The sequence below is a fragment of the Micromonospora sp. NPDC049171 genome (assembly GCF_040648275.1).
Taxonomy (GTDB): Bacteria; Actinomycetota; Actinomycetes; order Mycobacteriales; family Micromonosporaceae; genus Micromonospora.
On sequence record NZ_JBEZDJ010000025.1, the window covers coordinates 113,187 to 130,862 of the forward strand.

Genomic DNA, 17,676 nt, shown 5'->3' on the forward strand with positions numbered 1-17,676 from the left:
GGTCCTGGTCACTCGGAGGGTTGGTAGGGCTCGCCGCAGTCGCGGCAGCGTTCGCGATCGGACCAGTCCGCCCGGCCGAGCGCGTCCGGAGTCAGCGGTGGCTGTCCCAGTTCGACTCGCACGGCCATCCGGAAGAGCCAGAGCGCCTCGGCGAAGGGGTGGTAGACCCGGTGGTAGTCGGCCTCAGCCAGGCCCGCCCCGGCCCGGATCGCGTCGCGGATCGCGACGAGGCGGAGGAAGGCGACTTCTGCCGCGGTCACCAGCGGCACCGTGCCCAGCGCCAGAAGACGTTCGCGGATCGCGTACACCCCGGCGTGGTCGAGCGTCCCGTTGGCCGGGTCACGGCGTGCCGCAGGTGACCGGTTGGTGCGGGCCACCGCGCGCAGCGCGTTGTGGGCCTCGTCGAGCGCGAGCATGAAGGCGACCGCAGTAGCCGAGCCGATCGGCAGCTCACCCTGGTGCAACGGATCGTCGGGTCTGCGCTGTGGCATCGCCTCGTCAGGGCCGGGCTGTCGCGGCCAGCCGGTCGCCGGGTCCCGCGTCCGGTCGCTCGGCTGGGCCGCCCGGGGAGGTCGGGAATCGCCTAACTGCGCCTGCGCGAGCCTGGCCAGGATGCCGTCGGTCGCCAGTGCGTCGTCGCAGCGCCGCGCCAGCTGGACGTTGCCCGGCGCGCGGCCGGTCTCCACCTTGCTGAGATAACCCCGGCTGTAGTTGACCCTTCGGGCAAGCCCCGACAGGGACAGGCCGGCGGCCTCCCGGCACCGGCGAAGGCACTCTCCCAGCCGCTCCGCACTGTCGGTCGGCGACTCGCGCCTGTCGTCCCGCACACTCGTCACGGCGCAGAGTCGTCTTCGCAGGACACTCCGTAACTGTATCAATCTCAGGCTTCGCACGGCGGTGCTCCGGCTGGGGCGCCCGGTGGCGGTGGCCCGGCGACCGGGACCCCGGCCGCCGGACCACCGCCCCGATCAGCACGCCGGCGTCGATACCTGGTTCGCGACAAGCGATGAGTGGATGTAGCCGCTCGTCGGGCTGTTGACCCTGAACCAGCGGTTGGACGCGTAGTTGGAGCTGGGCGGGTAGACCCACTGGGCGTCGACCCAGCAGAGCATCGTGACGCCCGTACCGTTGCCGTAGTAGCCGTTGGACGAGCAGCCCGTGCTGGCGCAGCTGCGGATGTTGGCGCCGCCGGAGTTGGAGCTGATGTACGGTCCCGCCGCCGCCGCGGGCATCGCCGTCGCGCCAAGGAGAGCGCCGGTGGCACCGACGATCGCGGCGATCCCTGCGAGACGGCGGCGAACCGCCGTATTGCTCTTCGACATCGTGCTTCTCCTCGATGATCGGGGCTGGCCGGTGAACCAGCTCGCTGTCATCAGGATGCGTCGATCAGTTTCGGATCCGGAACGTGTTTCCTGTTGCCTCGAGTGGACAGGAGACAGGGCCGAACCGGTCCTTGGTAGCCGGTAGCGGGCTCGTGCCAGTATTCGGGGCACGCGGCTGTTCCACGCCCTGATCATCGAACCCGCACGACGCGTTGCCGACATCATCGGCTGTTCGGGCTGCCGACGTCGGCACCACAACAAGCCAAGATCAGCCACTACGCCCGGCAAGCCCTCACCGAACCATGAAACGGATCTCCTGCCGGGGTAATTAGACACATCGATTACACCGCCCGGGTTCATCCACAGTCCCGGATGCAGTGGCGTCATCGGAGCATCTGCGACGATGAACAAATCGCCCGTCGGTCTGACTTGCCCGTGGTATGACTCTTCCGGGAGCCGGTAGACCGGACGGGTGAAGAAGCGGGTTGGAGTGAAAACGAAGCGCCCCGGGCTGGTCCGCGATCTTGGCCAGCCGAAGCAGGCCACCTACGTCGAATTGTTCTTCGATGTGATTTACATCTTTATCCTTTTCCGGCTCTCTCAGGCCCTGCTGCGTTGGGTTCCGACGAGCTGCAACGCATCGACGCGTACTGGCGGGCGGCAAACTACCTGTCGGTTGGGCAGATCTACCTGATGGGTGACCCGCTGCTGCGCGAACCGCTGCAACCCGCGCAGGTCAAGCCGCGACTGCTCGGGCACTGGGGCACCACTCCCGGTCTGAACCTGCTCTACGCCCACCTGTCACGGATCATCGCCGCTCGCGGCCGGGAGGTCATCTACGTGGCCGGCCCGGGTCATGGTGGCCCCGGGCTGGTCGCGAACACCTGGTTGGAAGGCACCTACTCGGAGATCTACCCGCGGATACCGCAGGACGCGGTCGGTATGCGGCGGTTGTTCACGCAGTTCTCCTTTCCCGGCGGGGTTCCGTCGCATGTCGCGCCGGAGACGCCTGGGTCGATTCACGAGGGCGGTGAGTTGGGTTACTCGCTGTCGCACGCGTACGGCGCGGCCCTGGACAACCCTGACCTGGTCGTGGCGTGTGTCATCGGTGACGGTGAGGCGGAGACCGGCCCGCTGGCCGCGTCGTGGCACTCGAACAAGTTCCTCGACCCGGTCGGTGACGGTGCCGTGCTGCCGATCCTGCACCTCAACGGTTACAAGATCGCCAACCCGACCATCCTGGCCCGTATCGGCGACGACGAACTCCGCAACCTTCTTGAGGGTTACGGCCACAAGCCCTACCTGGTCGCCGGCGACGACCCCACCACCGTCCACCAGCTCCTCGCCGCCACCCTCGACGTCGTGTTCGACGAGATCACCGAGATTCAGCGAGCCGCCCGCGAGGGTGGGGTCACCGGCCGGCCGCGCTGGCCGATGATCGTGCTGCGTACCCCCAAGGGGTGGACCGGTCCGAAGGTCGTCGACGGGCTGCAGGTGGAGGGAACGTGGCGCGCCCACCAGGTCCCGCTGACGGCGGCCCGCGACGACGCCGCCCATCTCGACTCCCTGCAGACGTGGCTGCGTTCCTACCGTCCGGAGGAGCTGTTCGACGCCGACGGCGCACCGCAGTCCTGGGTCGTCGACTGGCTGCCCCGAGGCGAGTTGCGCATGTCGGCGAACCCGCACACCAACGGTGGCCGGTTCCCCCGCGACCTGGAGTTACCCGACTTCCGTGAGTACGCGGTCAAGGCCGGTGAGATCGCCGAGGCGACGCGGGTGCTGGGCGGGTGGTTGCGCGACGTCATGGCAGCGAACGTCGAGTACCGAAACTTCCGCCTCGTCGGCCCGGACGAGACCGAATCGAACCGGCTCGGCGCGGTCCTCGACACCACCGACCGGCCCTGGCAGACCCTGACGTTCCTCGCCCTGGGCCTCACCCAACTCGCCGTGGCCCTCGGATCACGGGCCCGCCCCGGCACCGCGGCCAACCCCATGCTGTTCGCCGCCGTCGGCGCGGCGCTGCTGCTGCAACTCGCCGCCATCTACGCGCCGCCGCTGCGCGAGTTGCTCGGCACCGAACCGGTCGCCGCCACCGACCTACTGATCGTGACGGCCGTGTCCGCCCTGGGCTTCGCCGCCATCCGCCTCGACCGCCGCATCCACTCGACCCCACCACCACCAGCGGAGCTTGGTACGCCCATTCCGAAGTCGAACTGAGCTGGCCGGGCTCAGTCCCCATGCGCCGACCAGCACGGCTTTCGTCGACAGTGACTGGCCCCTACCCGCCCGGCGGTGGCGGGTGCTGCGTGCCTGACTCGGTCAGGAGTGACGCGGATCGTCCACCATCGACCGGGTCGCTGCCAGCCTCGTGCTGCTGTACGGCCAGTCCGTCAGCCGGATCGTCGTTCTGCGCATTGACCACGTCACCGATTCGACCACCGGGATCAGTGCGGCCCGCATGGGCATCCGACTGACCGATCTCGGCTTCTTCACCCGCGCTGGCCGCGCCACCGCGCTGATGGAGCTGGGTGCCGAGCTGCCACCGGTCGTCCTCAGCAGCTGCTGGGCATCCACATCCACACAGCAACCGCCTGGTCGCAAGCGGCCGGCAACACCAGAACCGGCTACGCAGCGACATTTAGCCGACGCGGCAAATGACCACGACACTTCGAGTTCGCCCAGCGGCAACCTCACCAAACACCGAGCCGATAGGCTCCCCGCCGTGCCGCTTGCCCCGAACGACACCCTGACCGAGCACGCCGCGATACGCCTCGCCGGCGACGACATCATCGTCTGCGAGACACACGGCGCGTCCGTCTTTCTCGGCAACGACGCCATGGTGATCATCGCTGAGCGGGGAAACGGTCTGGATGTCAGCGGCGTATCGAACAGTCGTCGGTTCCACCTGCACGGGCCACTCGTCGGGGCAGTCGGAGTTCGGCTGTTCGGCCACCCGCCAACCTCGCCGCAATGGAGCTGGGCGGGACGACGCGATGTCCGGCCAATCCACCTGCTGACCCGCCTTCCCGCGGGCTGTCTCTACCTCGGGCTCGGCAAGCACGAACAGAGCCACCACAGCAACGGGGTCATGATCAGTGCCGAGCTGACAATCACCCCAGAACTGACCGGCGACCTCTTGGACCGCGTCCGGCCGCCGACCGAACCCGACACTCTGCCTGACCAGACCTGGCTCGCCAACATCCAGGCCAGCCCGACCACTGCACTCAACCAATTCGTCGAAGGCTGGGTCCCCGAAACCGACGAGGATCTCGGCGAGTTCCCCTCGAGTGGCTGGACTCTGCCCGAACCGCTGACCGCCTTCTACCGGCTGGCCCGGCATCGGCCGGCCCTCCTCGGCCAGCAGAACTTCCTGAGACGCCCGGAAGAGTGGAAGCTGGCACACGATGGCCTCATCGATTTCGGACACGAAAACCAGGGAGGCTTCATCTGGCTCTTCGACCCTTCGGACGCCGACCCCGTGGTGTGGATCGACCAAGACGACTACGGGCTGCGGCCCGAGCACGAGCGGATGAGCGGCTTCCTTCTCAAGTTCGCCGTGTACGAGACGATGATGAACGCCCATTACAAGGCCCTGAGCACCGAGCTCGAAGCCGAGCACGTTGAGATAGTCACCGCAAGATTGACACCGCTGCCGTGGAAGCCATGGCGCTGGCCGAATGACTCGACGCGCTTCTTCGTCGCGCCAGGCATGATCGCCGAAGTGACCGACTCCGGGCACGGGAAGTTCTCGATGTGGATCGGCGCGGCGCACCGTAGCGTGCTACGCCCACTGCGTGGTCTCGAGATCCCGTGGACGCGGTTCGAGGGCTGAGCCAGCATCACGATGGCCGCCAATTGATCCTGGCATCCCGCACGTTCTGATATCCGAACCCGCCAGTATGCTCGGTGTGGTCGAGCAGGCTGTACGCCTCGATCAGGCAGACCAACGGCACGGTAACTGTCGCATCGGCGTAGGCCAGCAGGGCGCCCGTGTCGAGCACGTAGACCGGCGTGCTCACGCTGCACTGGGCCTGTCGAAGTCGGTGCGGACCTCGTCGACCGGGCGCTCCAGCAGCTCCGCCATCCGCAGGAACCGCGCTCTTCGAGCCGGCGCCCGTTCAGCCAGCCCCGCCCGAGCGCTGGATGAGGTGCTGCACCCACTTGTCGAACTTGCTGCTGGCGCCGCCGGCCAGGCTGGCCAGGTCCTGCTCGGTCACCGCGCCCCGGTCGGTCAGCGACACGATGAGGCTGCGCAGCCGCCGGTGGTCGTCCGCCTCGGAGGGTTCGACGGGGCCGCCGCCGCCGACCTGCCGTTGCAGGTCCTGAAGGATGTCCATCATCTGCGGCAGTGTCTCGATGACCTGCGAGAGACCGGTTTCGTGCGGGCTCGACGAGCCGCGCAGGTCCTGCAGGGTGAGCGCCACCGACATCGGGGTGACGATGTCGGCGTCGGTGGTGATCGAGTCGATGGCGCGGCCCAACTGTTCCTTGGCCGAGTGCACACTGTCCAGGTCGGTGTGGTCGACCAGGATCGTCCGCATCCCCTGCACGTCGAAGGGGAGCTGCTGGTCCTTCGCCATCAGCTGGACGAAGGGTTTGCGAAGCGCGTGCCGCACCGCCAGTTCGTAGAAGACGTTGGCGTTCTGGTCGGTGAGGTCGGCGATGACCAGGTCGTTCTGGATGATCCGGTCGAGCACCTGCGAGGTGATCAGGCCGGCGCGTTCGATCTCGTCACCCCGGATCGCCTGGTAGCCCCGCGCCTCGACGACCGGGCGGATGACGTGTTTGAGGATCTGGTCGCTGCGGCGGCGGATCTCGGAGCCCTCCTGGCCGATCGGAGCGATGACGAAGCACTCACGTCGGCTGGGCTGCCCGTTAGCGTCCCCCATGCGGCACAGCGTAGAGGAGGTCGGCAAGCCTCGCTGTCACCCCCGTCGCGCCTCGGCCCGCTCCCAGTGGGCGTGGTGCGCGGCGAGTAGCCGTCCGGCGTCGTCCACCGCGGTGGGAGTCACCCGTTCCGAGGCCCACCGGTCGAGGACCGGTGCCATGCCGTCGACCAGGCGCCGGCCGACCGGGGTCAGGCGTGGCTGCGCGGCCAGCACCCGCACGGTTTGCCGGGCCGCTCGGGTCCAGCGGACGAACTCGACCTCGGCGTGGTGCCGGGCCGCCCGGTCCCGTTCGACGAGCCGTTGCCGTCGCCAGAAGCCGGCCACCCCCAGGTGGGCGTACGCGCCGTGCAGTAGGCCCTCCAGGGGGCGGGGGTCGGGTCGCCACGGCGCGTAGAACGACTCATCCGGACCGGGCTCCACCAGGGGGAACAGGTCGGCCAGCGCGGCCAGCTTGAGGTGTTGGATCTCGTGGGCGAGGGTGACCGCCGCCGAGCGGGGATCCGGCGGCAGGGACATCGCCACCGCGCCGAACCCGTGGTGGAACGTGCCGCTACGGATCCCGGATCGCGGCGGGTCGAGGGGCACCAGCGCGCGGAGCGCCACCGACGCCTCCTCGGCGACCGCCCGGTGCTCGTCGGTGAGCAGGCGCCACGCCCCGCGCAGCCGGTGCTGCCATCGGCCGGGGTCGCGCACCGAACCGGCGATCGGGTGGGCGCGGGCCTCGGCTGCCATCGGCACGTGCCGCCAGGTGCCGGTGTCCAGCAGCAGCCGCAGCGCCAGCCCGCCGTGGGTGGCACGCAGCTCGGGGACCGGCCGCCAGCGGTGGTCGGGCGGGTGGTCGTACCCGATCTCGGTCCGCTGCCCGGCGCAGCGCACCTCGGCCCGCCCACCCGCGCAGCGCACGCGGGCTCGGGTGGCAGCGGGGTCGACCCGCAGGGTGCCGAGGCCGGGCAGGTCCAGCCGGCCCGGTGTGGCCGGGTCGAGCGGCACGTCCAGGTCGGCGTCCGCGCGGGCCCGCACCACCGCGGCGGCGGCGACCGCCGCGAGCAGACCGGGGTACGCCGCCGCGCGCTCGTCACCCCGGCGCAGCAGTGCCGCGGTGCCGAAGGCCCAGGCGGCCACCGGGGGATGACCCCACGCCGCCTGGCGTTGGTCCCGGTCGAGGCCACCCACCACGCGGTACGCCGCCTCGACCGCCGCCCGGTCCGGATGGTCCACCCGATGGGTGAGGACGACCAGCGCCCGGACCAGCAGCAGGTTCTTGCTGTGCTGGGCGGCACGCAACAGCTCAAGGGCGGTCGGGCCGCCTCCGCCGGTGGCGAGCCCGTCGAGGACGGCTCGGGGTAGCCGGTGCCCGGCTGTCGTCACCGGTGCGCCTCCCGCAGTGCTGTCACGTCCCGCCGCAGGGTGCTGCGGATGTGAGCGATGAGCTGGTACAGGTCGGCGCAGTAGACCGACGGGTTGTCGAAGCCGCGGCCGGCGTGCCACCGGTGTGTGTAGAGGCCGCCGCCGCAGACCTGGCGCAGCTCGCAGGCGCGGCACTGGGCGCAGAGCCCGGCTGCCCCGGCCTGCTGGGCCCGCACGCCGGGCTGGTCGAGCGCGGCGTCGAAGGTGTCCCGGTCGACGTGCAGGCCGGTGCTGCCGGCACTGGCGTGGGCGGCGCCGAGGGTGTCGTCCATCTCGATCGCCCCGTCGGTCTCCACCACCGTCACGGCGACCGGGCTGACCCCCACCCCGGCCAGCCGGGAGGAGCCGCCCAGCAACAGCTGGATGATCTCGTCGAAGAGGCGGATCCGGGTCCGTCGACTGTCGTCGGCGTACCACTCGTCGAAGACGGCGGTCAGCCAGTCCGCGTACGGGGCCTGCCGTGGGTCGGCGGGGCGGCCCGGGGGCGGCGACGACCAGGTGCCGTGCGGCAGCAGGAAGTCCATCGTCGGGGGACTGTGGGCCAGCAGGCTGCGGTAGGTGTTGACCGGGTCGTTGCGCAGGTCCACGGTGCACAGCAGACCGTTGAACAGCCGCCGGTACGATCCGGTCAACTGGTGCAGTGCGGCCTCGACCCGGTCGTGGCTGCCCCGACCGTCCGACCCTCGCCGGTGCCTGTCGTGCGCCGCGCGGTCCCCGTCGAGGCTGACGCTGATCCCCACGTCGAGCCGGTCGAACAGACGCAGGAAGGGGCCGTCCAGTCGGACGCCGTTGGTCTGCACCGTCATCCGCGCGGGCACCGGGGCGGCACCGCGCCGCAGCAGCTCGACGGCCCGCTCGACACCGGCAACCCCGGCCAACAGCGGCTCGCCGCCGTGCAGCACGACACTCACCCCGCCCAGCCGGTGTCGGCGGGCGTGCTCGCCGATCCGCTCACCGGTGCGGGCCAGTGTCGCCGCCGACATCGTCCGGGGTCGGGATCGCCAGCGCTGGTCGGCCATCGTGTACACGTAGCAGTAGTCGCAGGCCAGGTCGCAGCGGCTGTGCAGCTTCACCACGAACTGTCGGAAAGGAGACGGACGCCGCACTGGCGCGGGGAGGACCACCGTGCCGGGTGACGGCCGGTGACCACCAACGGGTCCGGGCATCAGACGCTCCGCCGTCCTGTCGGTCGCCGGTCGGGCCACCTGCCAGAGTGGAGCATACATCGACAGATGACGTTCCGGGTGCCGCGAATGACCGGCCGGCGCCGGGACGGGCCCGTCCTACCTGGTCCGGCCGCCGTCCGGGTGTCGGCCGTCGAGGCGGCGCACGGTTATCATGAGCACACTCAGCGGAGCTGGCGACCGGTCGATGTCTGGCCCGGCGGTGGGCCGACCGGGCGCGGCACGACACGGAGACAGGCGGTGGTCGGTGATGGACACCGAAGAGGACGACCTCCGTTCCGAGTTGATCGACCTGACCGACATGGACCTCGCCGAGCTGGACGCGATCCCGGGTGGTGTGCTCGTGGCCGCACTGGCACGACTCGACCGCCGCGCCGCCGTCGACCAGTACGCAGGCTTCGAAAGCGCCCTCGATGGCGACGACTGACCCCACGGGTGCCGCGACGACGCAGGCAACCCACACCACCGCCCGGGCCGGGGGAGACCGATGAAGATCAGTAGGGACGAGACGCCGGGTGTCGCCACGATCGTCTCGTTCGTGTCACCCGCCGACGACACCGGCCGCAGCAGCGCGGTGGCCAACGTCGCCTGGATCCTCGCCGGCAACGGCAAGAAGGTGCTCGCCGTCGACTGGTGCCCGAAGACCCCACGGGTCTACGACTTCCTGCGCCCGGTGCAGGTGGACGCCGTCTCGGCGGCCCGGGAGTTGGGCGAGGACCTTGCCACCGCGCTCACCCCCGCACCGGACGTGCCGCTGGTGCCACCCTCGACGGTGATCGCGCCGGCCGCGCCCGAGCAGGGCACCCTCTACCGGTACGCGGTGTCCGGCTCGGCCGCGACGTTCAGCATGGTGGGGCTCGGCGCCACCACCGACGGGCTGCCCACCGGGGATGCCGCCCGCATCCGGCAGCTGCTCCAGCAGGCCGACTACGACTACGTCCTCATCGACGCCCCGGTGGACCTGAGCGCACCGGGGATCACGCACTGCGCGGTGCTCAGCGACGTCGCCGTGGTCTGCATGCCACCCCGCCGGCTGTCCGTGCAACAGGCCGCCGGGCTCGCCAAGGAGCTGCAGCAGCGGGCCGCCGGCGGGATCCGGGTGCTCGCCGCGCCGACCCTGCACGAGGGTCCCGAGCCCGGGCACGGTGGTTCCCGTGACTACGTCCGGCAGGCCTTCGGTTGGCTGCTGGAGAAGCCGCCGGGTGACGCCCTCGGCCCCGCCGCAGCGGGGATCGTGGAGGTGCCGGCGCACAACTACGACACCTTCGACGACGTGCTGTCCGTGCTCGGCGACGAGCCGGACGACGCCAACAGCCCGTTGACCGCGTACGAGCGGATCACGGAGTGGATCAGCGGGGGCGAGGTCACCCGGGCGGCGCCCGTCCCGGAGCGGATCCGCCGACGTTACCGGCACGCCGTGCTGCTGGACCCGGCGGAGGATCTCGGCGACATCGCCGTGGCGTACGACCCGGTCGACCGGCCCTGGGCGGACTGGATCGGCGGGCAACTGCGCCGCGCCGGGGTTCGGCCCCACCTGCGGGCGGTGCGCCCCGGCACGCAGCTCGACGTCGCGCCGCACGGCACGGTGCTGGCGGTTCTCTCGCCGGATCTCGCCGAGACCGCCGGGACGGACCTGGCCGGGCTGCGCCCGGACCTGGCTGGCCGGCCGGAGGAGGTCCTCGGCGTGCTGGTGACCGGCGAGGCGTGGCGGGAGCCGTTCGGGCCCGAACGGGTCGTCGATCTGCGCACGGCCGACGCCGTCCGGGCACAGTCGTTGCTGCTGAGCCAACTCGGTCTGATCGCCCCCGCGCAACCGTCCGGCGACCTGCGCAACGTGCCACGCTTCCCGGCGGACCCGGACCGTCGGGTGCGGTTCAACGTGCCTCCCCGCAACCTGTCGTTCGTCGGCCGCGACGACTATCTTGAGCGGCTGCGCGACCACCTCACCAGCGAGGACGGCCCGGTGACCCTCACCGGTGGGGCGGGCGTCGGCAAGAGCGAGCTGGCCCGGGAGTTCGCCCACCGGTTCGCCTACGACTACGACGTGGTCTGGTGGATCCCCGCCCAGGACCGGGAGACCGTGCAGACCGGGCTCGGTGCGCTCGCCAACGAGATCAAGGCGGTGGACAGCACCGGTGCGGCCGAGGCCGCACTGAAGGCGCTCTCCGCCGCCGACGGCGCGTTCCCGCGCTGGTTGCTGATCTATGACAACGCCGACGACGCCGACGTGCTGACCGGCCTCCGGCCGCGAGACGGTGTCGGCCACGTCCTGATCACCTCGCGGGACGACGGCTCCTCCGGGTTGCCCTCTCCACTGGAGGTCGCCGCGCTGACCGGCGACGAGAGCGTCGCGATGCTGCGCCGGGTGCTCGGCATCAGCACCGAGGACGCCCGGTCGATCGCGGTGGCGCTGGAACACCTGCCGCTGGCTCTGCGTCTGGCCACCGCCTGGATGCGGCAACGTGCCCTGGGATTGGAACGCGCCGGGGTGCCCAGCCTGGAGGCGGTGGGCCAGGGCGTCCGGGAGTTGCTGGTCGCGCTGGACGGGCAGTCCGACGAGGATCCCGGCGAACACATCCCCGGATCGCACACCTCGAGCGTCGCCCGGGTCCTGCGGGTCACGCTGGAGGCGCTGCGCGCAACCCCCTTCGGGGAACTGGCCATCCGGTTGGCCGAGCTGAGTGCCTTCCTCTCCCCGGAGGGCATCGGGCTGCCGCTGCTGCGGTCCACCTCGATGCTGACCCAGCTCGCCGCCGCGTCCGGCACCGACGTGGACGAGTTGCTGCTCGACGCCAACGAGGTGGACCTCGTCCTCACCGTCGGCGCCCGCTTCGCGCTCTACGACGTCGACTGGGGGCACGGGTCGGCGCTGCGGATGCACCGCGCCATCCAGGTGCTGCTTCGCGAGGCCATCCCCGAGCCGCAGCGCGGTGAGCGGCACCGGCAGGTGCTCCAGGGGCTCGCCGGCTACGCCCCGACCGACCCGGAGGCCGACGGTCGCCGCTACGCCGACGTCTTCGACGAGTTGCAACAGCACCTCGTCCCCACCGGCGCGCTGGACTCCGACGACCGGCAGGTCCGGCACTGGGTCGTCAAGCAGGTGCGCCACCTGTACCTGTCCAACGACAGTGATGCCTGGCGTTCCGCGTTGCTGCTGGCCTCGGCGGCCTGCGACCAGTGGGACGACGGCGACGAGCTCGACCAGCTGACCATGCGGCTGTTCGTCCAGACGGCGAATCTGCATCGGGCACTGGGCAACCACCAGGAGGCGCTGCGCCTTGACGAACGGGTCCTCGGCGAACAGCGCCGCCGCTACGGGCTGCGCCACGTCCACACCCTCGTCGCCGGTCGCGGTCGAGGTGGTGACCTGCGCGGTCTGGGCCGATTCGAGGATGCCCTGGTCGAGGACCAGGCCACCTTCAAGGGTTTTCGCGAGATCGTCGGCGACGACCACCCGAGCACCCGGATGGCGGTGAACAACCTCGGCATCTCGTTCCTGCTCACCGGTGACGCCCCGGAGGCCCTGCGGCTGGCTCGCCAGGAACGCGACCGCCGAATGCTGCTGTTCGGCCCGGAGGACCCGCGGACCTGGCGGGCGTCGTGCCAGGTCGGCACGTGCGAGCGGGAGGTCGGCGAGTACGAGCTGTCACTGGCCACCCTCAGGGAGGCCCTGGCCCGCATCCACGAGTTGCCCAGCGGCAGCCTCCTCGACGAGTTGCGGGTGCACCGCAGCCTCGCCGTCACCGAACGCCGCCTCGGTCTGATCATTCCGGCCAAGAAGCGCAGCGCCGAGACGTACAGCGGCTATGTCAAGAACCTCGGCGAGGACCACCCCCTCACCCGGGGCAGCCTGCTCAGCCTGGCAGCCGACTACTACCGGGCCGGTGACGCCGGGATCGCCGTGAAGAGCGCCATGCGCTGCCTGCGTGGCTACGAGCGGAAGCTGGCGGCGGGACACCCCTTCACCGCCGTCTGCTCGGTCAATCTGGGTCTGTTCCAGCGCGGTCTGGGGGAGTCCGACCAGGCCGTCTGGTATGGCGAGCGCGGTCTGCGGTCGCTGCGCGCCAAGCTTGGCGACGCGCACCCGTGGACCCTGGCGGCGAGCACCGCCCAGGCCGGCCACCTGGCCGCCAGCGGCGACCTGGGCGGCGCGCTGTCGACGCAGGAGGAGGCGCACGCGACCGCCCTGAACTACCTCGGCCGCGGCCATCCGGTGACCCGGGACGCCGCCGCGAACCTCATGGCGGTCCGCGCGCTGCGCGACGGCACTCCCGGTGGTGCTGCCGTCCTGACCGATACCGACATCGATGTGCCGCAGAGTTGAGGGAGTGACCTGGTGACCGATCCGGAACTGCACGACGTCCTGATCGAGGAGACGGCCGAGCAGGACGTCCCGGGTTTCCTGAAGAAGCGTGACCTCTGTCGGGGGTTGCTGCTCGGTGGCGGCGGCGTCTACCACGTGGCCCACTACACCACCGGGGTGCTCGACTTCGCGCTGGACCTGCTCGCCCACCCATCCACCCCGGTACCTGGCGACGAGACCACCCCGCAGGAGCAGCGCGACGTGTACCGCCGCGTCGGCGCCCAACTGGTGTACCGGGTCAGCGAGCTGAACCGTCGGCTGGGCGAGTTGCACAGCGGGGCGCTGATCCGCACTGTGGTGCAGACCCGCGCGGGTCTCGTCTTCTGCAACTCGGTGGTGGGCAACGAGCACGTGGTCGGCTTCGCCGCCGTGCCCGGAACGGACACCGCGCCGGTGGCCGACCCTGCTCGGGTCAGCGTCGTCGACCAGGCCGCCGCGCACGCCGCGACCGACCTGCGCCGGCTGCTGCGGCAGCGGTCGCAGAACCCGGGCGGCTGGGAAGGTGAGGTGGTCGACGAGCCGCTGCCGACCAGCGCGCCGACGGACGGCTTCCAGCCGCACCTGACCGGGTCGTCCACGCCCGACGAAGCGGTCATGGCGGCGCTGCGCCCTGGGTGCCTGCACTACCTGAGCCACCACCGGGCGGGTGAGCAGGCGTGGGCCGTCGACATTCTCGGCCACCCCGACCTGGACACGTTCTTCAACCGGGGAGTCACGGTGGCGGATCGGCGTGACCGCTACCAGCGCCTCGCCGGGGACCTGTCGTTGCTGGCCCTACAGGTGAGCCGGGACCTGCGCCGGGCCGTCGCCGGGGACGTCACCCGGCTGGTGCTCGACGTGGAGATGGGCGCCGTCTACCACTACCGGCTCTCCGCCGACGACTACCTGGTGGGCGTCACCCTGGACCAGGACCGGGTCGCCGTCGCCGACCAGGAGATGGCGGCGGTGGCCCGACGGCTCACGCGGCCGGCCTGAACTCTGCCGGCGGTCCCCGTGGGTTGTGATTGAGGTGATCGCCCAGCGCCGATATCCTCGATTCGAATCAACGGGGGTTCGACGTGTCGGTTGGGTGGCCGTGACCGGACTGAGGAGAGCAGCGCCGGTGGTCGCCGCCCTGGCCGGGCTGCTCTTGGCCTGGGCCGGCGACGTGGGCGGGCTCGAAGGCTCCCCTGCCTACCTCATGCTCGCCTCGGTCCTGTTGGCGGTCGGCCTGGTCGGCAGCACCCGGGACATCAGCCTCGCCGAGGTCCGCGCCCACCTGGGCACCGTACTGCTGGCCGTCACCGTCGGCGTGGTCGCCAAGGCCGCGCTCATCGCCGCGGTCATGGTGCTGGTCTTCGGCGACCCCGCGTTCCTGGTCCTCGGCGTCGCCGTCGCCCAGATCGACCCGCTCGCGGTGGCCGCGATGAGCCGCCCCGACCGCACGTCCGCCCGAGCGCGCTCCATCCTGTCCATCTGGGCGTCCTTCGACGACCCGATCACCGTGCTGCTCACCGTCTACGTCTCCGCGTTCGCCCTGGACCTCAGCGGAGGTGGCGGCGGCGCGCTCGCCGGCGCGATCAGCGACCGGCCGCTGGACCTGCTGCTCGGCCTGCTCGCCAACGTGGCCTTCGCCGTGGGCGCCTGGCTGCTGTGGCGGCTGCTCCACGCCGCCGGCCTGCGCGACGACGCCCCCCGCCCCCGGGTCCGTACGGCACTCAACTGGCTGGCCGTGGCGCTGCTGATCGCGCTGGTCCTCTTCGCCGCCTGGCAGTTCCTCATGCTCGGCATCGCGCTGGCCGGGCTCTTCTTCCGCCCCCGACTGGGCCCCGTCGTCGGCCGTTCCACCCAGGCGGCGTACCTGGTCGCCTCGTTCCTGCTCGGGCTGTTGCTCGTGCACGGCGTCGACATCGTCCCCGGCGTGGTGCTCGGTCTGGCGGCCGTAGCGGCGCAGCTGGTGGTGTCGCTGCCGATCAGCCGTGGCCTGCCCACCGCCGACCGGCGCTACCTCGCCTGGGGGCAGCAGAACGGCATCACAGCGGTGATCCTCGCTCTCGTCCTCGAACGGGACTTCCCCGGAACGGTGGGGATCGTGGCGACGGCCATCGTGGTCATCAACATCATCCACGCCCTGGCCACGGCCGTGCTGGACCGGCGCCTCCCCGACGGCCCCGGCAACGCCCCACCCGGGCCGGACGTCGACCCGACCGGGCCGCCCCGGATGCGCGATGGCCCGGCGGCGCGGGCACTGGAGCCGGAACGCTGAGCCCGGCCGACGCGCTCAACCGGCCAGCAACAACTGACGGACCCGACCGCCCAGCCCGTCGAAGACCGACCGGGCCTGTGACCAGGTGCGCGATCGTTCGACCGGGTCGCCGCCGTCCTCCGCGCCCGGGCCGGAGGCGGCCAGCCCACTGAGGGTGTCCAACTGGAACAGCGGCAGATACTCGGCGATCCCGTCGTACGTCTCGCAGAGCAGGTCCAGCCGTTCCAGGTCAGTCGGTTGGGGATTCGCGCGGTGGCCGTCATACCACTGCTCGACCCCCTCGCGGAACGCTTCGATGAGGCGGCGGAGGACCACCGACGTGCCGACCGCGCGTTGGACGTCCCGGGAGCGCAGCAGCGACCGTAGCGCCTGCCCGCCGTCGGCGCCGCCGACGCTCGCGACCCGGTGCGGGGCGAACGCGTCGCGTAACCGGCGCTCGAACCCGGCGAGCTGATCCAGGGCGGCGACGGCCTCGACGAACATTCGTGCCACCCGCCCCGGCAGCGGCGCCGTCACCCCCGTCGACGCCGGAAGCTGCCCCGGGACGACGCCCAACCGCCCGGCCGGGCCGGTGAGATCGTGCCGCAACTCGCCCCGCATCTCGTCGAGCTGGTACGACAGGTGTTCGATGGATCGTTGGGTGTTGCTCTGCTGGCGGTGGATGCGTTCGACGCGTTGGCGCACCGAGGTGAGCGCGTCCGCCCCGATCGCCTGCTCCAGCCGCCGCATCAGGGCCTTGACGCTGCCCGACAGGTCCTCGGCGAACGACTGCGGGTCGTGGACGATCGGCTCGACGCTGAACGTTCCGGCGAGTTCCGCGGCGAACTCCGCGGGCAGGTGACCGACGACCACCAGGATCACCTCGCTGTCCGGAACTGCCGCCCGGATCGCGACGACCCGCCGGTTGAGGTCGTCGACCTCCTCGGCCTTGAGGACCGACTCGCTGAGCAGCACGCAGCAGCCGGCGTTGCGTTCCTCCAGGGGGATCCAGAAGTCGACAGGCAGGTCGCGCATCGATCCGACCAGGTGATCCCGCTGGTACGACCAGCCGTCCTGGGTGAGCACCCGCCGCACGTCGGCGGCGACGTCCTGCCGGTTGGCCAGGTCGAACTGGACCCGGACCACCTCGCGGACCATGACGTGGGTGACCGGTGTGCCGGCCTGGGCGGCGCGCTGGAAGAGGTGGTAGCAGAGCCGGATCACCCGCCGGGGCACCCCGTCGGCGAGGTTGGCCAGGTATTCGGTGGTCTCCACTGTGAACGGCGCGAGTCGGGCCGTGCCGGACGCGCGCAGCTGGGTCTGCCGGATGAACGTGCGGACGTCCTCGCCGGTCAGCGCCGACATCCGCACGATCGGCCCGATCCGCTGCCGTACGTCGGTGCTGAGGAGGTGCAGCATGTCGGGCAACCCGGCGATCACCAGGAAGGCCCCGGCGGAGGTGAACACCCCGAGCAGCCGTTGCAGGCGGGCCATCGTCTCCGGGCCGGGCCGGCCGCCCGCGGTGAGGATCTTGTCGAGCTCGTCGAGGACCAGTACGAAACGATCGTGTCGTCGACAGTGCAGCAGAGCCAGCACGCCCATCGCCTCGACGGCGGTGGCCTCGACGTCCGCGCTGGCCGTCACCCCGGCGGCGACCAGCGCGGGGCCCGGGGGGTGACCCGAGAGCCAGTCCCAGGCGGCCACCTCGGTGTCCGGGTCGAGCAACATCGCCAGGGCGGTGCCGAAGGCCGGGTTGGTGGTGACCTCAGTGAGGCTCGCCCGCAGCCGCCCGACCAGACCGTCCGTCGAGGAGGTGGGGCCCGCGGGGTCGGGCAGATATCCGGTGAGCAGCTCCCGCACGGTGTCGCGGGACAGCCGGGACAGGAACCGCCGGTGCAGGGACAGGAAGGTGTCCCCGGGCGCGTCCAGGTAGATCGCCTGCCCGGCGGCTCCGGTGACGTTCCGGGCGTGGGCCAGCAGCTCGACAGCGAGGTGGGTCTTGCCGGTGCCGTAGTCACCGACGAGGGCGACCACCGCGCCGACACCGGTGTGCAGGTAGTCGTCGAGCTGTTCGGTCGCGTCGCGGACGGCGGCGGTGACCACCGTGCTCGCGCCCGTACCCTGCTCGGTCACCCGGGCCACGGCCGTCGGCGAGAAGGGATTGACCGGGCCTGCCGCCGGTGGACCTCCGGTTGCGTCCATCTCCGTGATCCTCCGGTAGGTCCGGCCTGGGCGCCAGGTGGCGGGGGACCGGAGGCCGACCCGCTCGTGCGCCCCCTCCGGCCCG

13 protein-coding genes are annotated in these 17,676 nt (G+C 71.1%); 6 read left to right on the top strand and 7 right to left on the bottom strand.

All coding sequences use genetic code 11. The features are described from left to right. Positions 1-8: 8 nt before the first annotated feature. Together AB0B14_RS27990 and AB0B14_RS27995 are read right to left on the bottom strand one after the other, a co-directional pair. The gene (locus tag AB0B14_RS27990; protein ID WP_357525039.1) at positions 9-836 is read right to left on the bottom strand and encodes a helix-turn-helix transcriptional regulator; all 828 of its coding nucleotides are present in this window, start codon (positions 834-836) and stop codon (positions 9-11) included. A gap of 132 nt (positions 837-968) precedes the next feature. Next, positions 969-1,322, bottom strand: a complete 354-nt coding sequence (locus tag AB0B14_RS27995) for a hypothetical protein (RefSeq protein ID WP_357073604.1) — start codon at positions 1,320-1,322, stop codon at positions 969-971. A gap of 615 nt (positions 1,323-1,937) precedes the next feature. Here AB0B14_RS27995 and AB0B14_RS28000 point away from each other — a divergent pair. After that, positions 1,938-3,539, top strand: a complete 1,602-nt coding sequence (locus AB0B14_RS28000) for a phosphoketolase family protein (RefSeq protein ID WP_357525041.1) — start codon at positions 1,938-1,940, stop codon at positions 3,537-3,539. A gap of 151 nt (positions 3,540-3,690) precedes the next feature. Continuing rightward, the gene (locus AB0B14_RS28005) at positions 3,691-5,154 is read left to right on the top strand and encodes a hypothetical protein (protein ID WP_357525043.1); all 1,464 of its coding nucleotides are present in this window, start codon (positions 3,691-3,693) and stop codon (positions 5,152-5,154) included. Positions 5,155-5,161: 7 nt separating this feature from the next. Here the strand turns inward: AB0B14_RS28005 and AB0B14_RS28010 are convergent, their stop codons facing one another. The 4 genes from AB0B14_RS28010 to AB0B14_RS28025 all read right to left on the bottom strand — a co-directional run bounded on the left by AB0B14_RS28010 (position 5,162) and on the right by AB0B14_RS28025 (position 8,784). Beyond that, positions 5,162-5,341 carry a hypothetical protein gene (locus AB0B14_RS28010; protein ID WP_357073624.1) on the bottom strand — a complete coding sequence of 60 codons (180 nt, stop codon included), beginning with the start codon at positions 5,339-5,341 and terminating at the stop codon, positions 5,162-5,164. Positions 5,342-5,440: 99 nt separating this feature from the next. Then, positions 5,441-6,211, bottom strand: coding sequence for a hypothetical protein (locus AB0B14_RS28015; protein WP_357073627.1), 771 nt, complete (start codon positions 6,209-6,211; stop codon positions 5,441-5,443). A gap of 36 nt (positions 6,212-6,247) precedes the next feature. Continuing rightward, a complete protein-coding gene (locus AB0B14_RS28020) occupies positions 6,248-7,579 on the bottom strand; it encodes an HEXXH motif domain-containing protein (protein WP_357525045.1) in 1,332 nt (443 codons plus the stop codon). Beyond that, positions 7,576-8,784, bottom strand: a complete 1,209-nt coding sequence (locus AB0B14_RS28025; protein ID WP_357073632.1) for an FxsB family cyclophane-forming radical SAM/SPASM peptide maturase — start codon at positions 8,782-8,784, stop codon at positions 7,576-7,578. The genes AB0B14_RS28020 and AB0B14_RS28025 overlap by 4 nt, the downstream gene beginning before the upstream one ends. Before the next feature lie 268 nt (positions 8,785-9,052). On the opposite strand from AB0B14_RS28025, the gene fxsA reads away from it, so the two are divergent. The 4 genes from fxsA (at position 9,053) to AB0B14_RS28045 (ending at position 15,410) form a co-directional block, all read left to right on the top strand. Beyond that, a complete protein-coding gene (fxsA, locus tag AB0B14_RS28030; protein ID WP_357525047.1) occupies positions 9,053-9,229 on the top strand; it encodes an FxSxx-COOH cyclophane-containing RiPP peptide in 177 nt (58 codons plus the stop codon). A 60-nt stretch (positions 9,230-9,289) separates the two neighbouring features. Continuing rightward, positions 9,290-13,126 (top strand): FxSxx-COOH system tetratricopeptide repeat protein, encoded by a 3,837-nt coding sequence (gene fxsT / locus AB0B14_RS28035; protein WP_357073638.1) that lies wholly within the window; start codon positions 9,290-9,292, stop codon positions 13,124-13,126. 12 nt (positions 13,127-13,138) lie between these two features. Then, positions 13,139-14,140 (top strand): hypothetical protein, encoded by a 1,002-nt coding sequence (locus tag AB0B14_RS28040; RefSeq protein ID WP_357525049.1) that lies wholly within the window; start codon positions 13,139-13,141, stop codon positions 14,138-14,140. 100 nt (positions 14,141-14,240) lie between these two features. Next, positions 14,241-15,410, top strand: a complete 1,170-nt coding sequence (locus AB0B14_RS28045; RefSeq protein WP_357073644.1) for a hypothetical protein — start codon at positions 14,241-14,243, stop codon at positions 15,408-15,410. A 15-nt stretch (positions 15,411-15,425) separates the two neighbouring features. On the opposite strand, the gene AB0B14_RS28050 is transcribed toward AB0B14_RS28045, so the two are convergent. Beyond that, positions 15,426-17,591 carry a hypothetical protein gene (locus tag AB0B14_RS28050; protein WP_357525051.1) on the bottom strand — a complete coding sequence of 722 codons (2,166 nt, stop codon included), beginning with the start codon at positions 17,589-17,591 and terminating at the stop codon, positions 15,426-15,428. Between the last annotated feature and the right edge of the window lie 85 nt (positions 17,592-17,676).

Coding starts and splice junctions, on each gene's coding strand:
- AB0B14_RS27995 (WP_357073604.1), bottom strand. CDS start 1,322: ATGTCGAAGAGCAATACGGCGGTTCGCCGCCGTCTCGCAGGGATCGCC.
- AB0B14_RS28015 (WP_357073627.1), bottom strand. CDS start 6,211: ATGGGGGACGCTAACGGGCAGCCCAGCCGACGTGAGTGCTTCGTCATC.
- AB0B14_RS28025 (WP_357073632.1), bottom strand. CDS start 8,784: ATGCCCGGACCCGTTGGTGGTCACCGGCCGTCACCCGGCACGGTGGTC.
- fxsA (WP_357525047.1), top strand. CDS start 9,053: ATGGACACCGAAGAGGACGACCTCCGTTCCGAGTTGATCGACCTGACC.
- fxsT (WP_357073638.1), top strand. CDS start 9,290: ATGAAGATCAGTAGGGACGAGACGCCGGGTGTCGCCACGATCGTCTCG.
- AB0B14_RS28050 (WP_357525051.1), bottom strand. CDS start 17,591: ATGGACGCAACCGGAGGTCCACCGGCGGCAGGCCCGGTCAATCCCTTC.